This is a genomic window from Modestobacter sp. SYSU DS0904, assembly GCF_054051115.1.
Window position 1 is genome coordinate 48716 of sequence record NZ_JBJHAQ010000013.1, and the last position, 20462, is coordinate 69177.

Genomic DNA, 20462 nt, shown 5'->3' on the forward strand with positions numbered 1-20462 from the left:
CGCTGCTCGTCGGGCAGCCTCCGGCCGCCGCGACGAGCAGCGGCTGCGGCACGCGGTGCCCGCCCGGCGGGAGCCTCCGGCCCCGCGCCGGGCAGGCACCAGCAGCTTCGCTACGGTGCCGCGGTCCGTACCCGTTGGGTGGTCGCTGCTACGGCGTGACCGCCTTACGGCTTCACGTGCTTCAGGGCGAAGGCGAGGGCGACCTCGACCTGGCGGATGGTCTCCTCGATGACCAGGGAGCCGTGGCCGGCGTCGAAGCGGTACACCTCGTGCGCCTTGCCCTTCGCGGCCAGGGCGTCGACGTAGTTGTCGATCTGCCGGATCGGGCAGCGCGGGTCGTTCGCCCCGGCGACCACCAGCACCGGCGCGGTGACGTCGTCGACGTAGGTGATCGGCGAGGACCGCACGTAGACGTCGCGCACCTCCTCCGGTGACCCGCCGAACAGCGCGCGGTCGTAGGCGCGCAGCCCCTCCATCTCGTCCTCGTAGGCGGCCAGGTAGTCCGCGACCGGCACCTCGGCGATCCCGGCCGCCCACCGCTCCGGCTGGGTGCCCAGCCCGAGCAGGGTGAGGAACCCGCCCCATGAGCCACCGGTCAGCACCGCGCGGGCCGGGTCGACGACCCCCTCGGCGACGAGGGCGTCGTAGACGGCGGCGACGTCCTCCAGCTCGGTGAGCCCGGGCCGGCCGGTGAGGGCGTCGCGCCACTGGCTGCCGTAGCCGGTCGAACCGCGGTAGTTGACGTGCACCACCGCGTAGCCGGCGTCGACGTACGCCGCCCGCCGCGCGCGGTAGGAGTCGTCGTCCTGGGCCTCCGGCCCACCGTGCACCAGGAACGCCGCGGCGAACGGCCCCTCCCCGGCCGGGCGGACCAGCAGCGCGTGCACGTCGCCGCCCGGCCCGGGCACCCAGCGGTCCTCCACCGGGTAGGCCGCCGGCGGCTCGTCGCCCGGCGCGGCCAGCACCACGGGCCCGTCGGCGCGGCGGATCACCGGGGGGTGCGCCGCGGAGGACCAGGCCAGTTCCACCGTGCCGTCGGGGCGCACGGTGGCGCCCCGGACGACGCCCTGCGGGGTCTCCAGCTGGGTGAGGGAGCCGGTCCCCAGGTCGTAGCGGTACAGCTCGCTGCGTGCGGCGTGGTCGTGGCCGACCAGCAGCGCCGAGCCGTCGGGGTACCAGCCGGCGGTGACGTCACCGGGCAGGTCCAGCTCGAGCTCGGTCTCGGCGTCGGCGGCGACGTCCCAGATCAGCAGCTCCTCGCGCCCGCGCCGCTCGTGCCCGACCAGCAGGCGCTGGTCACCGGCGACGGGGGAGAAGCTCAGCGCGTGCAGCCCGCGGCCCTCGCCGTCCCACTTGTCGCTGACCACCGACAGGTCGCCGGTGCGCAGCACCCGCAGCGCGGGGTAGCGCGGGTCGCCGTGCTCGGAGTGCGAGTAGACGAGCAGCGCGTCGTCGCGGGACAGCGCGTCGACCGAGGCGGGGTCCGGTGAGGTGTAGAAGACCGCGGGCGAGCCGCCGGACGGCGCGATCCACAGCTCGCTGCCGTCGTCGGTCGAGCGGCCGATGGCGACCACGGTGCGGCCGATCTCCAGGCCCGCGGGGTAGGCCGGGCCGACCTCGGGGACCGCCACCTCGTCCGCGCCACCGGCGAAGGGCTGGGCGCGCCACACGCCGAACTCGTCGCCGTCGGTGTCGGCGAACCACCAGATCCGCTCGCCGTCGGGGCTGATCGTGGCCGCCGACGTGCCGTTGGGCCGGTCGGTGACCTGCCGGTGGGCGTCGGTCTCCCGGTCCCAGGCGTACTGCTCGACGACGCCGCTGACGTCGGAGGCGTAGACGTTGCGGTGCGGGGCGTCCTCGGCCCAGTCCGGGAGGCTGATCCGCGGTGCGCGGAACCGGGCCTGCCAGCGGGCGGTGACCTCCGGCGGCAGGGCGGGGGCCACGGAGGCGGGGGGTGCGGCGTTCGGCTCGGCGGTCACCGGGTCATCTTCCCCCTGCGCCGGCGGCGACCTGCCCGGCGGCCGCCCGGTCGACGCCGGCGTCGCGGACGTCCCCGATCAGCTGCTCGAGCACGTCCTCCAGCATCACCACGCCGAGCGTCCGGCCGCCGTCGACGACCCGGCCCAGGTGCGCACCGCTGCGGCGCATCGCCTGCAGCACCTCGGGCAGCGGTTCGTCGGCGGACAGCTCCACGAAGTCCTTGACCGCACTGTCGGGCACCGGCTGGTCCCGGTGCGACGGCCCGGCGTCCAGCACGTCCTTGACGTGCACGTAGCCGGCCAGCGCGCCGTCCGGCCGGCGCATCGGGTAGCGGGAGAAGCCGTGCTCGGCCACCACCGACTCCAGCTGCCGCGGGGTGGTCTCCCGCGGCACGGTGATCAGGTCGTCCAGGGGGAGCAGGACCGACCGGGTGTCGTTCTGCTCGAAGGTCAGCGCGCCGGCGGCCAGCTCGCTGACCTCGATGCCCAGCAGCCCCTCCCGCCGCGACTGGGTGATCATCGAGCGGATCTCACCGGCGTCGAAGCTGGCCGAGACCTCGTCGGTGGGGGTGACCCCGAACAGCCGCACGAAGCCGTTGGCGACGGTGTTGAAGAACCAGATGAAGGGCTTGAGCACCCGCACGAGCACGGCCAGCGGCGGGCCGAGGGCGATCGCCGCCCGGTCCGGCCCGGCGATGGTGATGTTCTTCGGCACCATCTCGCCCAGCACCATGTGCAGCACGGTGACCAGCGACAGGGCGAGCACCAGCGCGATCGGGTGCAGCAGAGCCCCCGGCACGCCGGCGGCCTCCAGCGGCGCCTCGATCAGGTGCGCGACGGCGGGCTCCCCGATCGCGCCCAGACCCAGCGAGCACAGCGTGATGCCCAGCTGGGCCCCGGCCATCATCTGGCTGACGTTGCGCATCGCGGCCAGCGTCTTCTGCGCGCGCACCGACCCGGCCTCCGCGCGCGGCTCGATCTGGTCGGCGCGGGCGGAGACGAGCGCGAACTCGGCGGCGACGAAGAAGGCGTTGCCCAGCAGGAGGGCGAGGAGGATCAGCAGGCTCAGCCAGTCGCTCATGCCGGGGCCACCTCTCGGTCGGGGCGGACGGCGGTGGCGCCGGTCGGCTGCGGGGTGTCGGCGGGGCGGGTGTCCGCGGGTCGGGTGCCGGCGGCGCCCTCGTCGTCCCGGGCGGGGGTGGGCGTGGCCCGCAGCCGGGCGATGCGCCGTCCCTCGACCTCGTCGACGGTGAGCCGCCAGCCCTCGATCTCCACCGACTCGCCCTCCTCGGGGAGGTGGGCCAGGCGCTCCACGACGAACCCGGCGACGGTCTCGTACCGGCCCTCCGGCACCGCGATGCCGGTGCGCTCGCGCAGCTCGTCCGGGCGCAGCAGGCCGGAGACCAGCCAGTCGGGCGACTCACGGCGCAGCTGGCGCAGCGGCCGGTCGGTCTCGTCGGTGATCTCCCCGACCAGCTCCTCGACGATGTCCTCCAGCGTCACGATGCCGTGCGTGGCGCCCCACTCGTCGACGACCAGGGCCAGCTGCAGCCCCTGCTCGCGCAGCAGGTCCAGCAGCGGGTCCAGCCGCAGCGACGACGGGACGGCGAGCACCGGCTGGGCCAGCTCCCCGGCGGTGCGCTGGAGCCGCTCCTCGTCGGGGACGGACACCGCGTGCTTGACGTGCACCACCCCGGTGACCTCGTCGAGGTCGGCGCCGTAGACCGGGAAGCGGGAGTTGCCCGACCGGACGGCAGCGTCGATGACGTCGGCCGCGGTCGCCGCCGAGCTCAGCGTCCACAGCCGGGTGCGCGGGGTCATGACGTCGGTGGCGAACTTCTCCCGCAGCCCGAGGGAGCGGGCCAGCAGCCGGGCGGCGACGGGGGAGAGGTCGCCCTCCTCGGCCGAGCGCCGGGCGACCGCGGCCAGGCCCTGGGCGTCGCGGGTGTCGTCGAGCCCCTCGCGGGGCTCGAACCCCAGCCGGCGCACGATCGCGTTGGCCAGGCTCTGGAGGGTGCGCACCACCGGGCCGGCCACCGTGGTGAACAGCCGCATGCCGGGCGCGACCACCGAGGCGGTCGGCAGCGGCCGGGCGATCGCCAGGTTCTTCGGCCCCAGCTCGCCGATGATCATCTGCAGGAAGGTGGCCAGGAAGATGGCCAGCGCGATCGCGATCGGGGTGGTGGTGCTCCCGGGCAGCCCGAGGGCCTCGAGCACCGGCTCGATCAGCCCACCCAGGGCCGGCTCGGCGAGGAAGCCGACCACCAGCGTGGTCAGCGTGATGCCCAGCTGGGCCGCCGACAGCTGGGTGGACAGGCCCCGCAGGGCCGTCACGACACCCGCGGCGCCCGTCACGCCGGCCGCCGCGGCCTCCTCGGCCTTGCCGCGGTCGACGGTGGTGAGGGAGAACTCGGCCGCGACGAAGAACCCGGTGAGCGCGGTCAGCAGCACGGCTGCCAGCAGGAGCAGCCATTCGGTCACCCTGCTGCGGGTGCCCGCGCGCCGACGGGCGGAAACGGTGCGGGGGAGTGACCTGCGCCCCGAACGCACTCAGGGACCGCCGGATCGGCGGTCCCTGAGTGGCTGGTCGGGGTGACAGGATTTGAACCTGCGGCCTCGTCGTCCCGAACGACGCGCGCTACCAAGCTGCGCCACACCCCGTGGTGCGTCGACAACTGTAGCCGATGCCCGATCCCGCTCTGCGGCCCCCTGCGGGGTCGCTCAGCGGGCGGTGAGGGTGAGCAGGGTGGCTTCCGGGGGGCAGGCGAAGCGGACCGGCGCGTAGGGGCTGGTGCCCAGGCCCGCGGAGACGTGCAGCCAGGTGCCGGTCGGGTGCTCCGGGGTCGGCTCGGTCCAGCGGTGCAGCCAGCGCACGTGCTCCCGGTCGATGCCGCAGTTGGTGACCAGGGCGCCGTAGAACGGCACCCGGAGCTGGCCGCCGTGGGTGTGCCCGCACAGCAGCAGGTCGTAGCCGTCGGCGGCGAACCGGTCGAGCACCCGCGGCTCGGGGGAGTGCACCAGCCCGATCCGGACGTCGGCGGTTCGGTCCGCCGCGCCGGCGACGTCGTCGTACCGGTCCAGCTGCAGGTGCGGGTCGTCCACGCCGGCGAAGGCGATCCGGGTGCCCCCGACGGTCAGCGACCCGGTGGCGTTGGTGAGGTCCAGCCAGCCGCGCCCGGTCATCCCGTCGCGCAGCTCGCGCCAGGGCAGCTCGTCGCCGTGCACCCGCTTGTGATTCGTCTTGAAGTACTTCAGCGGGTTCTTCGGCCGGGGGGCGTAGTAGTCGTTGCTGGCGAGCACGAACGCGCCGGGGAGGTCCATCAGCGGGTCGAGGGCGCGCAGCGTCGGCGGGACGGCGTCCATCCCGGCCAGGTTGTCGCCGGTGGTGATCACCAGGTCGGGCTGCAGCCCGGCCAGCCCGGCGACCCACTCCTGCTTGCTGTGCTGGCCCGCCGTCATGTGCAGGTCGGAGAGCTGGAGGACCCGCAGCGGGGCGGAGCCCGGGGGCAGCACCGGGACGTCGAAGCGGCGCAGCGTCCAGTGGGTGCGCTCGATCAGGCCCGCGTAGGCAACGGTGGCCGCCCCGGTGGCGAGCACGGCGGTGGGGACGGCGGTGATCGCGCGCATCCCCCGAGACTAGGGCGCGGGGGGAACTCCGTCGCAGCCGCGGTGGCCCGGGTGGCAGGCTCGGCACCGTGGCTGAGCTGAAGGAACGACTGCGCACCGACCTGACCACCGCGATGAAGGGCCGCGACGAGCTGCGCACCGCGACGCTGCGGATGGTGCTGGCCGCCGTCTCGGCCGAGGAGGTGTCCGGCAAGGAGGCCCGCGAGCTGTCCGACGACGAGGTGCAGGCCGTGCTGCGCCGGGAGGCGAAGAAGCGCCGGGAGGCCGCCGAGGCCTTCGCCGGCGCCGGGCGGGCCGAGCAGGCCGAGCGCGAGCGGGCCGAGGAGGGCGTCGTCGCCGCCTACCTGCCCGCCCAGCTCGAGGACGCCGACCTGACCGCGCTGGTGGCCGACGTGATCACCCGGACCGGGGCGGCGGGGATGAAGGACATGGGCCGGGTGATGGGTGCGGTCCAGGGCGCGGTCGCCGGGCGCGCCGAGGGCGGCCGGGTCGCCGCCGAGGTCCGCCGCCAGCTGGGCTGACCCGGCCCCGTCCCGGGGCCCGCCCTGAGCCTGCGAAGGGTGGGGAGGACGGGGTCCTTCCTCAGTCCGTCGGTTCGCCGTCGGTGGGCGCCGGCGCCTCGGCCGGGGGCGCCGGCTCCGAGGTCTCCGGCGGCGGCGCGGGGGAGCTGCTCGGGGACGAGGGAGCGCCGCCACCGGTGGTCCGCTGGCTCCGGTTCCGCGGGGTCCGGTCGTCATCGTCGTCGTTCGAGGACGACGTCCGAGGGCCGATCGGCGCCGCGTCCACGCCGCGTCCGGCGAACTTCGGATCGGCCGGCGGGAACGCCGCGGTCTCCTGGCCGCTCAGGATCGGCTCCATCGCCTGGCGCCAGATGGTGGCCGGCTTGCCACCGCCGTACCCGCCGACGCTGTCGATGCCCAGCGGGCGGAACACCATGACGCTGGCGGTGTACTCCGGCGTGTAGCCGACGAAGGTCACCGAGTCGTTGTTGTTGACCGTGCCGGTCTTGCCGGCGATCTGGTGGCCGGCGATGTAGGCGTTGCGGCCGGTCTGCAGCCGGTTGCCCGGCTCGACGTCCTTGCGCAGCATCTGGTTCAGCGTGTTCGCGATGCCGGGCTCCAGCACCTGCTCGCACTGCTCGCCCCGGACCACCGGCTCGCCGTCCTCATCGGTCAGCGGCTCGCCGTTGCGGTCGGTGATGGACAGCACCGGCGTCGGCTCGCACTTCACCCCGCCGGCTGCCAGGGTCGCGTAGGAGTTGGCCAGGTCCAGCGGGCTGACCGGCTCCGGGCTGTACGGGAAGGACGCCAGGTTGCCCTCGATCCACTCCTCGGCGGGCTTCTGGTTCGGCGCGTCGAAGCCCATGCCCAGCCGCTGCGCCATCCGCACCGCCGGCTCGACGCTGCCCAGGGCGTCCTCCAGCGCCAGGAAGTAGGTGTTGGAGGACGCGTACAGCGCCTGGGTCATGGTCATCGTGCGGGGGTAGTTGTTGCCCACGTTGCCGACCGAGTACGGGACCTTCCGGCCCTCGTCGTTGTAGGTCGTGAAGACGCGGGAGGTGTAGGGCTCGCTCGCGGTGATGGTGTGGCTGGCCGGCAGCCCCTTCTCCAGCGCCGCGGCGGCCACGAAGGTCTTGAACGTCGACCCGGAGCCCTTGCTGGGGGTCACCGCGAAGTTGACCGACTCGCAGCCGGCGGCCGGGTCACCGCACCCGAACGTGCGGTTCACGCTCATCGCCAGCACGTGCCCGGTGCCCGGCTCGATCGCGTCGTAGACGCCGATCAGCTCGTCGGTGAGGCCCACGGTGCCCAGCACGGCCTGGTCACCGGCCACCTGCATGTCCGGGCGCAGGGTGGTCTGGATGGTCCAGCCGCCGTTGTTGATCTCGCTGGGGGACAGCCCGAGCGTGCCGGTCAGGTAGCCGTAGAGGTAGTCGCAGAAGAACCCGCCGACGCTGGCGTAGGCGCAGCCGTTGGGTGCGTTGCCGCCCTCGGCGACCGGGATCGGCGAGGCCGTCACGTCGGCCAGCTCCTGGTCGGTGATGTGACCGAGCTGGTGCATCCGGTTCAGCACCTGGTCGCGGCGCTGCTGGGCGAGCTCCGGGTAGTCGATCGGGTTGTTCCGCGGGGTCTGCACCAGACCGGCGAGCACGGCGGCCTGCGGCAGCTGCAGGTCGACGGCGTCCATGCTGAAGTACTTCTGCGCCGCGGCCTGGATGCCGTACGCCCCGCTCCCGAAGTACGCGATGTTCAGGTAGCGGGTGAGGATCTCGTCCTTGGAGTACTCCTCCTCCAGGGCGAGGGCCAGCCGCGCCTCGCGGAGCTTGCGCCCCACCGTCTCGTCGAGGGCGGCGTCCCGCTCCTCCTGGGTCTTCGCCGTCTCGACCAGGGTCTGCTTCACCAGCTGCTGGGTGAGCGTCGACCCGCCCTCGAGCACCTCGCCGGCGGCCAGGTTCTTCATCAGGGCACGGGTGGTGCCCTCGACGTCCAGACCGCGGTGGTCGTAGAAGCGCGAGTCCTCGATGTCGACCAGCGCCTGCTTCATCACGTCGGAGATCTGGTCGGCGGCGACCGGCGTCCGGTTGTGCTCGTAGAACTGGGTGATCACCTGGCCGTCGGCGGCGAGCACCGTGGTGTTGCCGTTCGGCGTCTTGTCGGTGAGCTCGACCGGCAGGGCGTCGAGCAGGCTCGCCGAGTTGCGGGCGACCAGCCCGGGTCCACCGACCCAGGGCAGCAGCATGGCGGCGACCAGGGCACCGGCCACGACGACGGTCGCAGCCAGCTTGGCGAGGGCACCGAGACGGAGACGCGCGGAGTTCGACATCGCAGGCCAAGGTACCTGTCCGTGGCGTGTCCGCGGGGGCCTCGACCGGCGACGCGCGGACGCCGGGCGTGGCGTCCGCGCGTCGCCGGTCGAGCCGGTCGGGCGGGGGTCGGGCGGGCGGGTCAGGCGGAGTGGTAGCGGTTGGCCCGGGCGAACGTGCCCATGTCGTTGAACCGGACGCCGTTGGCGGCCAGCACCGGGTGGATGTCGCGCTCCATCAGCTGCCGCACGTAGAAGGGGTCGGCCACGTAGAAGTGGTGGATCGGGTGGGTGCTGCCGAAGTTCAGGCAGAACACCTGGAACGGCACCAGGTACCACTTGTCGAACACCTGGGTCTGCTGCAGCACGTTCCCCTGCTCGACGTCCCCCTGGTAGTGCATGTTGCTGCTGATGAAGTGCAGGCAGAAGCCGCGCCACACGTTCGGTCCCACCCAGACGACGGTCAGCACGGTGAGCGCGTGCAGCAGCCCGGCTGGGACGGCGGCTCCGGCCCAGGTGGCCACGTGCAGGGCGAGGAAGCCGTACCAGATGGTGATCGCCACCGGGGTCAGCCCGATGCTCGCCTTGAGGATGGTGCGCCGCCACAGCGCGTCCTCGTCGTCCTCCGGCCGGGTCGTGACGATCCGGATCAACGCCGGCACGTACGGGTCGAGCAGGCTGTAGAGCCGGACCGGGCCCCACGGCTTCCCGTTGGTGATCGACACCTCCTCGATGTCGTCGGGGAGACCGGAGTACGCGTGGTGCCGCAGGTGCAGGCGGATCCGGTAGACCGGGTTGATCGTGTACGGGCGGATCGCCCAGACGCCGAACAGCAGCGCGTATCGCACGGCCTTGCGGCGGCGGAAGTAGAGGGCGTGGATCAGGTCGTGCTCCACCTCGTGGCCGACCGCGGCGAAGGCCGCGGACAGCAGCACGGTCACGTACCAGGGCAGCACGCCGGTCAGGTAGAGCGCGCCGGAGCCGACGAACCCGGCGACGGCGACGCCGAAGGCGGCCAGGCCGAGGGCGTCCTGGTGGCGCAGCACCGGGTGGTCGCGGCGCAGCTCCTGCGACCGGCGCCGGATCGCCGCGGTGATCACCTTGGTCCGCGCCCGGTCGTCGGCGGACAGCCCCCTGGTGTCGACCGGGATGTCGACGTCGACCGGGATGTCGAACGCGACGGGCTCCGGGCTGCCGCCGGGCCGCGTCGTCATCGTGCCGAAGACCCCGATCCCGGGGGGCGTCGGCCGCGGCTGGTCGGCGTCGGGGACGTCCACCCCTGGGGCTGTGGTCATGCGGCTGCCTCACTCCTCCGGCTGATCGGTCGCGGCGGGCCGTAACGGAGTGTGAGGGGTGGGTCCAGCCGCTCGGGTTGCGAGCTCGACACGTTCGGGTTACGTACGTCTGCCGTTCGCTCCGGAGCGTGAGAGCGGTGGTCAGGCCGCCGGACGGCGGACGGGCAGCACCCGGCTGCGCGGGGTGCCGGTACCGGTGTCGTCCTCGTCGGCGAGCAGCGCGGCCGCCATCACCCGGAGCCCGTCCAGGTCGTGCACGTCGCCGGCCGCGGCGGGGACGGTGCGCACCGGCACCTCCGGGTGCGCGCTGGTGAACCGGTCGGCCAGCCGCTGCTCCCGGGTGGCCTGGGCCATCCGCTCGGCGTGCACCCGCAGCGCCCCGGCCGCCAGCGAGGCGTCCGGCCCGCCCGCCTCGCCGACCGCCTCGGCCGCGGCCTCGGCGCGGGTGGCCGACAACCCGGTGGTCGCCGGCGGGTGCGTCCGGTTCAGCACCAGCCCGGCCAGCGGCATCCCCTCGGTGGAGAGGCGGTCGACGAAGTAGGAGGCCTCCCGGAGCGCATCGGGCTCGGGGGCGGCGACGACGACGAAGGCGGTGCCGGGCTGGCGCAGCAGCTCGTAGGTGGCGGTGGCCCGCTCCCGGAAGCCGCCGAACATCGTGTCCAGCGCGGAGACGAACGCGGAGATGTCGTTGAGCAGCTGCCCGCCGAGGATCTTGCTGATGATCCGGCTGAACAGGCTGAAACCGGCGCCGAACAGCCGGACCCCGGCCCGACCGCCGGCCCGGGCGGGCGCGGTGAGCAGCCGGATCATCGTGCCGTCGAGGAACCGGCTCATCCGGTTCGGGGCGTCCAGGAAGTCCAGCGCCGAGCGGGACGGCGGGGTGTCGACGATCACCAGGTCCCAGCGCTCGCTGGCCCGCAGCTGCCCCAGCTTCTCCATCGCCATGTACTCCTGCGTGCCGGCGAAGGAGGAGGAGAGCGCCTGGTAGAAGGGGTTCTCGAAGATCACCCGCGCCCGCTCGGGCGTCGAGTGCGCGGACACCACGTCGTCGAACGTCCGCTTCATGTCCAGCATCATCGCGTGCAGCTCGCCGTCGACCCCCGGCGTCTCGACCAGCCGCGGCTCGTTGTCCAGCTCCACCAGGCCGAGGGACTGGGCCAGCCGGCGGGCCGGGTCGATGGTGAGGACGACGACCTGCCGGCCGGCCTCCGCCGCCGCCAGGGCCAGCGCCGCCGACGTCGTCGTCTTGCCCACCCCGCCGGAGCCGCAGCAGACCACGATCCGGGTGGCCGGGTCGCGGACCAGCTCGGCCAGGTCCATCGCCGGGGCCCGGTGCTGCGGGGCGCTCACGCGGCCGCCTCCGCCGTCAGGTGCCCCTCCAGGCGCTCGGCCAGCTCGAACAGGCAGCCCAGGTCGATCGGCCCGACCGACAGCGGCAGCTCGACCGTGGGCCGGCCGAGTGCGGCGACGTCGGCGCGCAGCGCGTCCTGCGCCGTCCAGCGGCGGGCGTGCTCCACCACCTCGGCGACCAGCCCCTCGGCCAGCTGGTCGCCGCCGGCGAGCTCCGTCGCCGCCAGCGCCGGCGCGAGGTCGGCCGCCGTCAGCCCGCCGTCGGCCGCCCGGGCCAGCGCGTCGGGTGGCAGCAGCGGCTCGCTGGCCATGTTGACGATCACCGAACCCACCGGCAGCCCGGCCTCGCGCAGCTCGCCGATCGCGTCGGCGGTCTCCTGCACCGGCATGTCCTCCAGCATCGTGACCAGGTGGACGGCGGTCTGCGGTGACCGGAACACGGCCATCACCCCGTCGCTCTGGGTCTTGATCGGACCGGAGCGGGCCAGCCCGGCCACCTCGTTGGTGACGTTGAGGAAGCGGGTGATCCGCCCGGTCGGCGGGGCGTCGACGACGACGGCGTCGTACACCGGCCGACCGTTCTCCCGGCGGGTCACCGCCTCCTTGATCTTCCCGGTGAGCAGCACGTCGCGCAGGCCCGGGGCGATCGCGGTGGCGAAGTCGATCGCGCCCATCTTGCGCAGCGCGTAGCCGGCCCGCTTCAGGTTGTAGAACATGTCGAGGTACTCCAGGAACGCCGCCTCGACGTCGATGGCCAGCGCCTTCACCTCGCCCCCGCCGCGCGCGACGGCGACCCGGCGCTCCTCGTAGGGCAGCGGTGGGGTGTCGAACAGCTGGGCGATGCCCTGCCGGCCCTCGGTCTCGACGAGCAGCACGTGGTGCCCGTCGGCGGCCAGTGCCAGGGCGAGCGCGGCGGCGACCGTCGTCTTCCCGGTGCCGCCCTTGCCGGTCACGACATGGCACCGCACGGAGCGGGGGGCGAGCGTCACCGGATCAGCGTACGAGCGGTCGTCCCCGCCCGCTGGAGCTGCGCTAGCGTCGCGGCATGAGCGAAGCCCGCCGTACCTGGGAGTACGCCACCATCCCGCTGCTGATCCACAACACGAAGGCGATCCTGGACTCCTGGGGCGTCGACGGCTGGGAGCTGGTCACCGTCCTCCAGGGTCCCGGCGGCGGCGACCAGCTGGTCGCCTACCTCAAGCGCCCGACGAGCTGAGGCCGGCATGAGCACCCCGCAGAGCTGGCACGCCCGGCTGGCCGAGCTGGGCGTCCGGCTGCCCCCGGTCGCGGCCCCGGTCGCCGCCTACGTCCCGGCGGTCCGCACCGGTCAACTGGTCTTCACCTCCGGGCAGCTGCCCTTCGTCGACGGCGGGCTCCGCCGCTCCGGCAAGGTGGGCGGCTCGGTCGACGTCGAGGACGCCGCGGCCGACGCCAAGGTCTGCGCGCTCAACGCGCTCGCCGCGATCGACGACCTGGTCGGCCTGGACAACGTCGCCCGGGTCGTGCGGGTGGTCGGCTACGTGGCCAGCGCGGAGGGGTTCAGCGCCCAGCCGCGGGTGGTCAACGGGGCCAGCGAGTTCCTCGGCCGGGTCTTCGGCGAGGCCGGGCACCACGCCCGCAGCGCCGTCGGCGTCGCCGAGCTGCCGATGAACGCCCCGGTCGAGGTGGAACTCACCGTCGAGCTGCGATGACATCGCGATCCTCCGGATCGCGCCGCCATGACACTGCGTTCCTCCGGATCGCCTCGCGATCAGGTGCCGGTGCCGGTTGCGACGAGCGGGTCCCCGTGTCGTCGTCAGGGAGCCTCCGGCCCCCGTGCCGTCGCCACCGCCTCCTTCGTCGGCGTCCGTAGGCGTCGGCGTCCGTAGGGTCGTTCCGTGAACTCCTCAGCTCCTGTGCCGGTGCGGCAGGCCGCGACGGTGTTGCTGGTGCGGGACGGTGACGCCGGGCTGGAGGTCCACCTGCTGCGCCGCACCCGCGGGATGCCCGCCGCCGGGGGGATGACCGCCTACCCCGGTGGCGGCGTCGACGAGCGGGACGGGGACGTGGAGACCGCCTGGGTCGGGCCGCCGCCGGCGGAGTGGGCCGCGGTCTGGGGCTGCGACGAGCGGCTGGCGCGGGAGCTGGTGTGCGCCGCCGTCCGGGAGACCTTCGAGGAGGCCGGCGTGCTGCTGGCCGGGCCGCCCGAGGGGGGCGGCGTCGTCCCGGATGTCTCCGGCGAGGACTGGGAGGCCCAGCGGCGGGCGCTGGTCGCCCGCGAGCTGTCCCTCGCCGAGCTGCTGGCCGCCCGCGGCCTGGCCGTGCGGGCGGACCTGCTGCGCCCGTTCGCGCACTGGATCACCCCGCCGGCCGAACGCCGCCGGTACGACACCAAGTTCTTCCTCGCCCTGCTGCCGGTCGGCCAGGAGGCCCGGGACGTCTCCGGCGAGGCGGACGAGGCGGGCTGGTCCACCCCGGCCGCCGCGCTCGCGGCCCACACCGCGGGCACCCGGCCGATGCTGCCGCCGACCGTGCACACCCTGGGCCAGCTGGCCGCCTTCCCCGACGCGGCGGCCGCCCTGGCCGGGTCGCCACCGGCGCCGGTGGTGCCGATCAGCCCGAGGTTCGTGCGCGGGCCCGACGGCCTGGTCGCCGTGCTGCCCGACGGCACCCGCATCCCGATGGTGCGGCCGCCCCGCGACTGACGAGGGCCCCCACTCCGGTTCGAGTGAGGGCCCACGTCAGCGGCCCGCCTGCAGGGTCCCGCCGCGAGCGTGCGAGCGGTGGGGGGCAGGCGGGTCCTTCTTCAGCGCGCGCGTCGCCGCAGCCGCTCCTCGTCGAGGACGACGACGGACTTGCCCTGCAGCTGGATCCAGCCGCGGTGCACGAAGTCGGCCAGCGCCTTGTTCACCGTCTCGCGGGAGGCGCCGACCAGCTGGGCCAGCTCCTCCTGGGTGAGGTCGTGCTTGACCCGCAGGCCCTCGCCCTCGCGGCTGCCGAAGCGGTCGGCCATCTGCAGCAGCGCCTTGGCCACCCGGCCGGGCACGTCGGTGAAGATGAGGTCGGCGACCGAGTCGTTGGTGCGGCGCAGCCGGCGGGCCAGCACGCGCAGCAGCTGCTCGCCGATCTCCGGGTGCGCGGTGATCCACGGGCGCAGCATCGTGTTCGGCATCTTGGCCAGCCGCACGTCGGTGACCGCCGTGGCGGTGGCGGTGCGCGGACCGGGGTCGAAGACCGACAGCTCACCGAACTGGTCGGAGGGGCCCATGACGGCCAGCACGTTCTCGCGGCCGTCCGGCGCCCGCCGGGAGAGCTTGATCTTGCCGGAGAGCACGACGTAGAGGCTGTCGCCCGACTCGCCCTCGTTGAAGACCACGCGGCCGCGGGGCAGCAGCACCGTCTCCAGCGCGCTGGCCACCGGCTCGGCGGCCTCCTCCGACAGCCCCTGGAAGAGCCCGGACTGGGCAAGTACCTCGTCCACGTGCACCTCTCGCAACGTCCTCGCGGGGGCGATGGCGACCCGCGTTCCCGCAGAGTCTAGGCCCTGTGGCCAGGCTCACCCGTGCGGTCCGTCACCGGCCTGCCCACTCAGAGTGGGGCCGAACCATCGGCGCGGGCCCGGACGGCCGCTCAGTCGGGGTCGCGGTCGTCCTCGCCGTGCGTGCTGTCGAAGTCCAGCACCGCCGGCTGGGCCGGCGGGGTCATGTTCCGCGGGCGGCGCCGGCGGCGGGCGCGCCAGCGGCTCATCGCCCGGCGGATGCCCGAGGAGGCCAGGGTGCCCACCTCGCCCGGGGTGGCCGTGTCGAGGAACGCCTCGACCTCGCGCGGCGACGTGGGCCGGCGCAGCGGCTCCTCGACCCGCTCCATGACCAGCAGGAACGCGATCAGCAGCGGCGGGAACAGGATGACGATGAGGGCGACCACGAGCACCTCCTCGGCGGCGTCCCCGGGCGGGGAGGCCCGGGTGGGGACACGACGTCCGTCGTGCGGTCTGGGCGCGCGCCCGGCCGGATGCCGGGCGGTGCACCAGCATCGAGTATGACCGGCGGTCGCTGTCGGTGCCGACGCCTACCCTCGGTCGCGTGTCCGAGCCCGTGACCCCGCCGGCGTACACCCGGCCCGCCGCACCCCGCCGTCCGGCTCGCGCCGCCCGGCTGGGTGTCCCGCCCTTCGACCCCGAGGAGAGCCCGCTGGCCCGCACCCGGCGGGCCCGGCGGATCAACCGGGAACTGGCGCTGATCCACCCCGACGCGCACTGCGAGCTGGACTTCAGCACGCCGCTGGAGCTGCTGGTCGCCACCGTCCTGTCCGCGCAGACGACGGACAAGACGGTGAACAAGGTGACGCCGACCCTCTTCGCCCGGTACCCGACCGCCGCCGCCTACGCCGGGGCCGACCGGGCCGAGCTCGAGGAGATCCTGAAGCCCACCGGGTTCTTCCGGGCGAAGGCCAACTCGGTGCTCGGGCTGGGGCAGGCACTGGTCGAGCGCTTCGACGGCGAGGTGCCCGCCCGGCTGGCCGACCTGGTGACGCTGCCCGGCGTCGGCCGCAAGACCGCCAACGTCGTGCTCGGCAACGCCTTCGGGGTGCCCGGGCTCACCGTCGACACCCACTTCGGTCGGCTGGTGCGCCGGTTCGGCTGGACCGGGGAGGAGGACCCGGTCAAGGTCGAGACCGAGGTGGCCGAGCTGATCCCGAAGAAGGAGTGGACGATCTTCTCCCACCGGGTGATCTTCCACGGCCGGCGCGTGTGCCACGCCAAGAAGCCGGCCTGCGGCGCGTGCGGCCTCGCCTCGTGGTGCCCGTCCTACGGCGTCGGGCCGGTCGACCCGCAGGTGGCGGAGAAGCTGGTGAAGACCCCGGCCGCCTCGGACACCGAGTGACCAGCCTGCTGGCCCGCCGCCTCCTGCCGGTGCTCGCGGCCGGGCTGCTGGTGCTCACCGGCTGCACCTCCGACGCGGCCGACGACCCGGCCCGGGCGGCCGAGCCACCGGCCACCGGCGCCGCCCCCGACGTGCGGACCGACCTGGCGGCCTGCCCCGAGCAGCCCGACGAGCCGGCGCCGGACGGCGAGCTGACCGGGCTGTCGCTCGCCTGCTTCACCGGCGGCCGCCTCGACCTGGGCCGGGCGCAGGGCACGCCCACCGTGGTCAACCTGTGGGCCAGCTGGTGCCCGCCCTGCCGGGAGGAGCTGCCCGTGGTGCAGGAGCTGGCCGACACCGCCGGCGACCGGCTGCGCGTGCTGGGCGTCGACAGCCAGGACCGCGCCGCCGCGGGCGCCTCCTTCGCCGACGACGCCGGGGTCACCCTGCCCACCGCCTTCGACGAGGACGGCGAGGTCGCCACGGCGCTCGGCCTCCGCGGCCTGCCGCACACGGTGTTCCTCGCCGCCGACGGCTCGGTGGCGCACGTGCAGATCGGGCAGGTGCACTCGCTGGCCGAGTTCCAGGAGCTGGTCGCGGAGCACCTGGGCGTGCAGCTGTGACCGTCGCACCCGATGAGCTGGCCGATCTCCCCGAGCACGTCCGCCGCCTGGTCGCGACGGCCGGTGAGCTGTCGCTGTGGCACCGGCACGACCCCCGCGCCGCCCGCTCGGCCAGTGCCCGCCGGTCCGCGGTGCTCCTGCTGTTCGGCGAGGGGCCCGCGGGTCCGGACGTGCTGCTCATCGAGAAGGCCGCCCACCTGCGCCGGCACGCCGGCCAGCCGGCCTTCCCGGGCGGCGGCGCCGACCCGGGGGAGGACTACCCGGTGGCGACGGCGCTGCGCGAGGCGCACGAGGAGGCCGGCATCGACCCGGCCGGGGTTCGGGTGCTGACCACCCTGCCGGCGCTCTTCCTCGGCCCGTCGGACAACCTGGTCGTCCCGGTGGTCGGCTGGTGGGACGACCCGCGGGACGTGACGGTCGGCGACCCGTACGAGGTGGCCCGGGTGGCCCGGGTACCGCTGGCCGAGCTGGCCGATCCGGTCAACCGGTTCCGGGTGGGCCACCCGAGCGGCTACGTCGGCCCGGCCTTCGACGTCGCCGGGATGGTCGTGTGGGGGTTCACCGCGGCGCTGCTGGACGCCGTCCTGGAGGCAGCCGGCCTGGCCCGCCCCTGGGACGAGCGCGACGTCCGGCCGCTCGCCGTCCCCCCGGCGCCGGCCCGGCCGGCCGTCGGCGACCCGCTGGACGCCGGGGTGGCCGACCGCGCCGCGCCGGCGGTGGCCGACGACGCCGGGCGCACAGGCGGCCCGCGTACCGTCCCGGGACCATGAGCGCAGCCGAGGCCCGCCCACGCGCGCGGCGGAGCCCCCGCCGACCGGCAGCCGTGCTGCTGGTGGTCCTCGCCCTGCTCGGGCTGGTCCTGGCCGGCTGCGGCAACCAGACGCCCGCGCTGCCGGAGGCCACCCGCACCGCCGGCGGTGACGTCGGCACGGTGACCACCACGGCCGACGGCGTCCAGGAGATCACCTTGACCACCGGCGACGACTACGTCTTCACGCCGGACACCTTCACCGTCGAGCCGGGCACCGTGCGGGTGACCGTGCGCAACGAGGCCGACCAGCTGACGCACAACTTCCGCTTCACCCCGGACACCGGCCCGGCGCCGATCGAGCCGGCCATCCCGGTGCTCTCCCCGGGGGAGGAGGACACCATCGAGTTCGAGGTGACCGAGCCGGGCGACTACCCCTTCGAGTGCAGCTTCCACATCGCGCTCGGCCAGGTCGGGACGATGACGGTGCGCGCTCCGTGAGCTTGGTCGACGTCGCGCTGATCGTCCTGGCGATGGTCTTCGCGCTCTCCGGCTTCCGGCAGGGCCTGATCGTGTCGGCGACCTCGTTCGTGGGCTTCTTCGGCGGCGCGGTGCTCGGGGCCCAGCTCTCCGGGCCGATCGCCGACGAGCTGGCCACCTCCTCGGTAACCCGGGTGTTCGTCGCGCTGGTCGTCGTCCTCGCCGGCGCGCTGCTCGGCCAGCTGCTGGCCGGGGTGGTGGGCCGCGCGGTGCGCACCCGGCTCACCTGGGAGCCGGTGAAGGTGCTCGACTCGGTCGCCGGGGCGGTGGTCTCGGCCGTCGCGGTGCTGCTGGTGGCGTGGATGGTCGCCATCCCGCTGGCCAGCTCCCCGTTCCCCGGGGTGGCCTCGCAGGTGCGTGAGTCGACCCTGGTGCAGTCGGTCGACCGCGCGGTCCCCGAGCAGGTGCGCTCGCTCTACGAGTCACTGCGCGACGCGATCGACCGCCAGGGGCTGCCCGACGTCCTCGACCCGCTCACGCCCACCCAGGCGCGCGACGTCCCCGCCCCGGACCAGGCGCTGCTGGCCAGCCCGGTGGTCACGCAGGTGCGCGGGTCGGTGGTGCAGATCCGGGGGATCGCCGGCTCCTGCGCCCGGCAGATCGACGGGTCGGGGTTCGTCTACGCCGACGAGCGGGTGATGACCAACGCCCACGTGCTGGCCGGGGTCAGCCGGCCCACCGTCAGCGCCGAGGGCCAGGTCTACGAGGCCACCCCGGTCTACGTCGACGAGGAGACCGACGTCGCGGTGCTCGCCGTCCCGGGGCTGCCGCAGGTGCCGCTGCGGTTCACCCCGGCGCCGGCCGACACCGGCGACGACGCCATCGTCATGGGCTACCCGGGCGGCGGGGACCTGTACGTCGGCCCGGCGCGGGTGCGCGACCGCGGGCCGATCAGCGGGCCGGACTTCCGGGCGGTGCGCACCGTCGAGCGCGACGTCTACGCCTTGTACGGGCAGGTGCGCGCGGGCAACTCCGGGGGGCCGCTGCTGGCGCCGGACGGCTCGGTGCTCGGGGTGGTCTTCGCCTCGGCGATCGACGACCCGGACACCGGCTACGCGCTGACCTACGACCAGGTCCGGACGGCGGCCGAGCAGGGGCAGCGCGCGGTCACCGCGGTGGGCACCGGCGCCTGCGAGTAGTCGAAGGACCCCGCTGCCCCCCACCGCTCGCACGCTCGCGGCGGGACCCTGCAGAGGGGCCGTTCCAGCACGTCACCTTGCCCAGTCGGCGATCGCCGCGGTGACCTCGTCCGGGGCCTCCTCGTGCGGGAAGTGCCCGACCCCGGGCAGCTCGCGCCAGCGGTAGGCGCCGGCCACGTAGCGGTCCGATCCGCGCGCGGTGGCCGGCAGGACGTGCGTGTCCTGGGCACCGTGCAGCTGCAGCGTCGGCGCGGTGATCGGCGCGGCCATCCGCCGGGCGAACCGCAGCCCGTCCGGCCGCAGCTGCGACCGGCCGGCCCAGCGGTAGTACTCCATCGCCCCGTAGGCGGCCTGCGGGATGCGGGCCGCGGAGCGGTAGCGCTCCACCGCCTCGGCGAAGTCGCTGGTGTGCACCCAGGACGGCCCCGACCAGCGCCGCATCAGGTCGGCGACCGGGTCGTCGTCGGCGCGGGTGAGGCGCTGCTCGGGCAGCCGGGGCAGCTGGAAGCGCAGGGCGTAGGCCATCGCGCGGCGCTGCTGGGCGGTGGACATCCCGGCGCGCAGCCGGCGGGGGTGGGCGGCGGAGATGACCACCAGCCGGCGGACGGTGCGCGGGTGCAGGGCGGCCATCGTCCAGCCGACCAGCCCACCCCAGTCCGAGCCGACGACCACGGCCTCGGTCTCCCCGAGGGAGCGGATGACCGCCGCCGCGTCGGCCGCCGCGGTGGGCAGGTCGTAGCCGCGCGGTGGCTTGTCGCTGGCCCCGTAGCCCCGCAGGTCGGGGGCGACCACCCGCAGCCCGGCCGCCGCCAGCCCGGTGAGCTGGGAGCGCCAGGCCCACCAGAACTCCGGGAAGCCGTGCAGCAGCAGCACCAGCGGTCCCTCGCCCGCCTCGGCCGCGTGCAGCCGGACGCCGTTGGCGGAGACGTCGCGGTGCGACCAGGGACCGGGCAGCAGTGCGCTGGTGGCGTCGGGCAGCCCCTCGCCGGGGAGGGTCACCGGGTCAGCGCAGGGGGGCGTGCGCGTCCTGCCGGACGACCTGGCCGTCGCGGACGGTGGGCAGGTCGTGCGTGCGCTGGCCGGGGGCCTCTCGCCGCATCACGTCGGGCAGGTCCTGCAGCGTCTCGATGGTGCGCTCGGGCTTCTTGATCTTCTTGACCAGCCGCCAGCCCACCAGGCCGACGACCGCGGCCAGCAGGACCAGGAGGGCGAAGACGATGAGGAACGCCGCCCAGCGGGGGAGCCAGACGGCGAGCAGTTCGGCGAGGAAGAAGAAGAAGAAGAAACCGGCGAAGGCGAGCATCGCGCCGGCGGCGGCGAACGCCCCGGCGCCGGCGCCGCCCCGCTTGACGGAGGCGCCGATCTCGGCCTTGGCCAGCTCGATCTCCGAGCGGACCAGGGTGGAGACGTCGGCCATCGCGCTCTTGGCCAGCGTGCCGACCGAGGGCTCGGTGGAGCCGGCGGCGGTCGATCCCGACTGCGGGTGCGACGGCAGACTGTGGGCCACGGGTGGCTCCT

General features: G+C 74.6%; 21 protein-coding genes and 1 tRNA gene. 9 read left to right on the top strand and 13 right to left on the bottom strand.

The window, feature by feature from the left end; genetic code table 11:
• Positions 1-164: 164 nt before the first annotated feature.
• The 5 genes from ACI79U_RS10795 to ACI79U_RS10815 form a co-directional block, all read right to left on the bottom strand.
• Positions 165-1979, bottom strand: coding sequence for a prolyl oligopeptidase family serine peptidase (locus tag ACI79U_RS10795; RefSeq protein ID WP_457068216.1), 1815 nt, complete (start codon positions 1977-1979; stop codon positions 165-167).
• Between the two features lie 4 nt (positions 1980-1983).
• Positions 1984-3060, bottom strand: coding sequence for a hemolysin family protein (locus ACI79U_RS10800; RefSeq protein WP_457068214.1), 1077 nt, complete (start codon positions 3058-3060; stop codon positions 1984-1986).
• Positions 3057-4460 carry a hemolysin family protein gene (locus tag ACI79U_RS10805; protein WP_457068212.1) on the bottom strand — a complete coding sequence of 468 codons (1404 nt, stop codon included), beginning with the start codon at positions 4458-4460 and terminating at the stop codon, positions 3057-3059. The genes ACI79U_RS10800 and ACI79U_RS10805 overlap by 4 nt, the downstream gene beginning before the upstream one ends.
• A gap of 103 nt (positions 4461-4563) precedes the next feature.
• Positions 4564-4640, bottom strand: a tRNA-Pro gene (locus tag ACI79U_RS10810).
• Between the two features lie 60 nt (positions 4641-4700).
• On the bottom strand, positions 4701-5606 hold the full coding sequence (locus ACI79U_RS10815; RefSeq protein WP_457068210.1) for a metallophosphoesterase: 906 nt from the start codon (positions 5604-5606) through the stop codon (positions 4701-4703).
• A gap of 68 nt (positions 5607-5674) precedes the next feature.
• Between ACI79U_RS10815 and ACI79U_RS10820 the strand changes: the two genes are divergently transcribed.
• On the top strand, positions 5675-6127 hold the full coding sequence (locus ACI79U_RS10820) for a GatB/YqeY domain-containing protein (RefSeq protein ID WP_457068208.1): 453 nt from the start codon (positions 5675-5677) through the stop codon (positions 6125-6127).
• 61 nt (positions 6128-6188) lie between these two features.
• Here the strand turns inward: ACI79U_RS10820 and ACI79U_RS10825 are convergent, their stop codons facing one another.
• The 4 genes from ACI79U_RS10825 to ACI79U_RS10840 form a co-directional block, all read right to left on the bottom strand.
• Positions 6189-8429 (bottom strand): transglycosylase domain-containing protein, encoded by a 2241-nt coding sequence (locus tag ACI79U_RS10825; RefSeq protein ID WP_457068206.1) that lies wholly within the window; start codon positions 8427-8429, stop codon positions 6189-6191.
• A 122-nt stretch (positions 8430-8551) separates the two neighbouring features.
• Positions 8552-9703 (bottom strand): fatty acid desaturase, encoded by a 1152-nt coding sequence (locus ACI79U_RS10830; RefSeq protein ID WP_457068204.1) that lies wholly within the window; start codon positions 9701-9703, stop codon positions 8552-8554.
• A 141-nt stretch (positions 9704-9844) separates the two neighbouring features.
• Positions 9845-11053 (bottom strand): ArsA family ATPase, encoded by a 1209-nt coding sequence (locus tag ACI79U_RS10835; RefSeq protein WP_457068201.1) that lies wholly within the window; start codon positions 11051-11053, stop codon positions 9845-9847.
• Positions 11050-12042: an ArsA-related P-loop ATPase gene (locus tag ACI79U_RS10840; protein ID WP_457068198.1), complete on the bottom strand. Its 993-nt coding sequence runs from the start codon at positions 12040-12042 to the stop codon at positions 11050-11052. Before ACI79U_RS10840 ends, ACI79U_RS10835 begins: the two co-directional genes overlap by 4 nt.
• 56 nt (positions 12043-12098) lie before the next feature.
• Between ACI79U_RS10840 and ACI79U_RS10845 the strand changes: the two genes are divergently transcribed.
• The 3 genes from ACI79U_RS10845 to ACI79U_RS10855 all read left to right on the top strand — a co-directional run bounded on the left by ACI79U_RS10845 (position 12099) and on the right by ACI79U_RS10855 (position 13737).
• Positions 12099-12269 (top strand): hypothetical protein, encoded by a 171-nt coding sequence (locus ACI79U_RS10845; RefSeq protein ID WP_166521355.1) that lies wholly within the window; start codon positions 12099-12101, stop codon positions 12267-12269.
• 7 nt (positions 12270-12276) lie between these two features.
• Complete coding sequence (locus tag ACI79U_RS10850) at positions 12277-12744, top strand: RidA family protein (RefSeq protein ID WP_457068196.1); 468 nt, start codon at positions 12277-12279, stop codon at positions 12742-12744.
• A gap of 186 nt (positions 12745-12930) precedes the next feature.
• The gene (locus tag ACI79U_RS10855) at positions 12931-13737 is read left to right on the top strand and encodes an NUDIX hydrolase (protein WP_457068194.1); all 807 of its coding nucleotides are present in this window, start codon (positions 12931-12933) and stop codon (positions 13735-13737) included.
• 101 nt (positions 13738-13838) lie between these two features.
• Here ACI79U_RS10855 and ACI79U_RS10860 read toward each other — a convergent pair whose 3' ends face one another.
• Positions 13839-14513 (bottom strand): Crp/Fnr family transcriptional regulator, encoded by a 675-nt coding sequence (locus tag ACI79U_RS10860; protein WP_457068192.1) that lies wholly within the window; start codon positions 14511-14513, stop codon positions 13839-13841.
• Between the two features lie 149 nt (positions 14514-14662).
• On the bottom strand, positions 14663-14956 hold the full coding sequence (locus ACI79U_RS10865; RefSeq protein WP_457068190.1) for a hypothetical protein: 294 nt from the start codon (positions 14954-14956) through the stop codon (positions 14663-14665).
• Positions 14957-15114: 158 nt separating this feature from the next.
• Between ACI79U_RS10865 and nth the strand changes: the two genes are divergently transcribed.
• From nth to ACI79U_RS10890, 5 genes are read left to right on the top strand one after another with little or no spacing between them, the layout of a single operon-like run.
• Complete coding sequence (gene nth, locus ACI79U_RS10870) at positions 15115-15915, top strand: endonuclease III (protein WP_457068187.1); 801 nt, start codon at positions 15115-15117, stop codon at positions 15913-15915.
• A complete protein-coding gene (locus ACI79U_RS10875; protein ID WP_457068184.1) occupies positions 15912-16517 on the top strand; it encodes a TlpA family protein disulfide reductase in 606 nt (201 codons plus the stop codon). The genes nth and ACI79U_RS10875 overlap by 4 nt, the downstream gene beginning before the upstream one ends.
• Positions 16514-17287, top strand: a complete 774-nt coding sequence (locus ACI79U_RS10880; protein ID WP_457068182.1) for an NUDIX hydrolase — start codon at positions 16514-16516, stop codon at positions 17285-17287. The genes ACI79U_RS10875 and ACI79U_RS10880 overlap by 4 nt, the downstream gene beginning before the upstream one ends.
• Positions 17284-17766, top strand: coding sequence for a plastocyanin/azurin family copper-binding protein (locus ACI79U_RS10885; RefSeq protein ID WP_457068180.1), 483 nt, complete (start codon positions 17284-17286; stop codon positions 17764-17766). The genes ACI79U_RS10880 and ACI79U_RS10885 overlap by 4 nt, the downstream gene beginning before the upstream one ends.
• Positions 17763-18944, top strand: a complete 1182-nt coding sequence (locus tag ACI79U_RS10890) for a MarP family serine protease (RefSeq protein ID WP_457068178.1) — start codon at positions 17763-17765, stop codon at positions 18942-18944. The genes ACI79U_RS10885 and ACI79U_RS10890 overlap by 4 nt, the downstream gene beginning before the upstream one ends.
• 72 nt (positions 18945-19016) lie before the next feature.
• Here the strand turns inward: ACI79U_RS10890 and ACI79U_RS10895 are convergent, their stop codons facing one another.
• Together ACI79U_RS10895 and ACI79U_RS10900 are read right to left on the bottom strand one after the other, a co-directional pair.
• Complete coding sequence (locus tag ACI79U_RS10895; protein WP_457068175.1) at positions 19017-19943, bottom strand: alpha/beta fold hydrolase; 927 nt, start codon at positions 19941-19943, stop codon at positions 19017-19019.
• 4 nt (positions 19944-19947) lie between these two features.
• On the bottom strand, positions 19948-20451 hold the full coding sequence (locus ACI79U_RS10900) for a phage holin family protein (RefSeq protein WP_457068172.1): 504 nt from the start codon (positions 20449-20451) through the stop codon (positions 19948-19950).
• Positions 20452-20462: the final 11 nt, after the last annotated feature.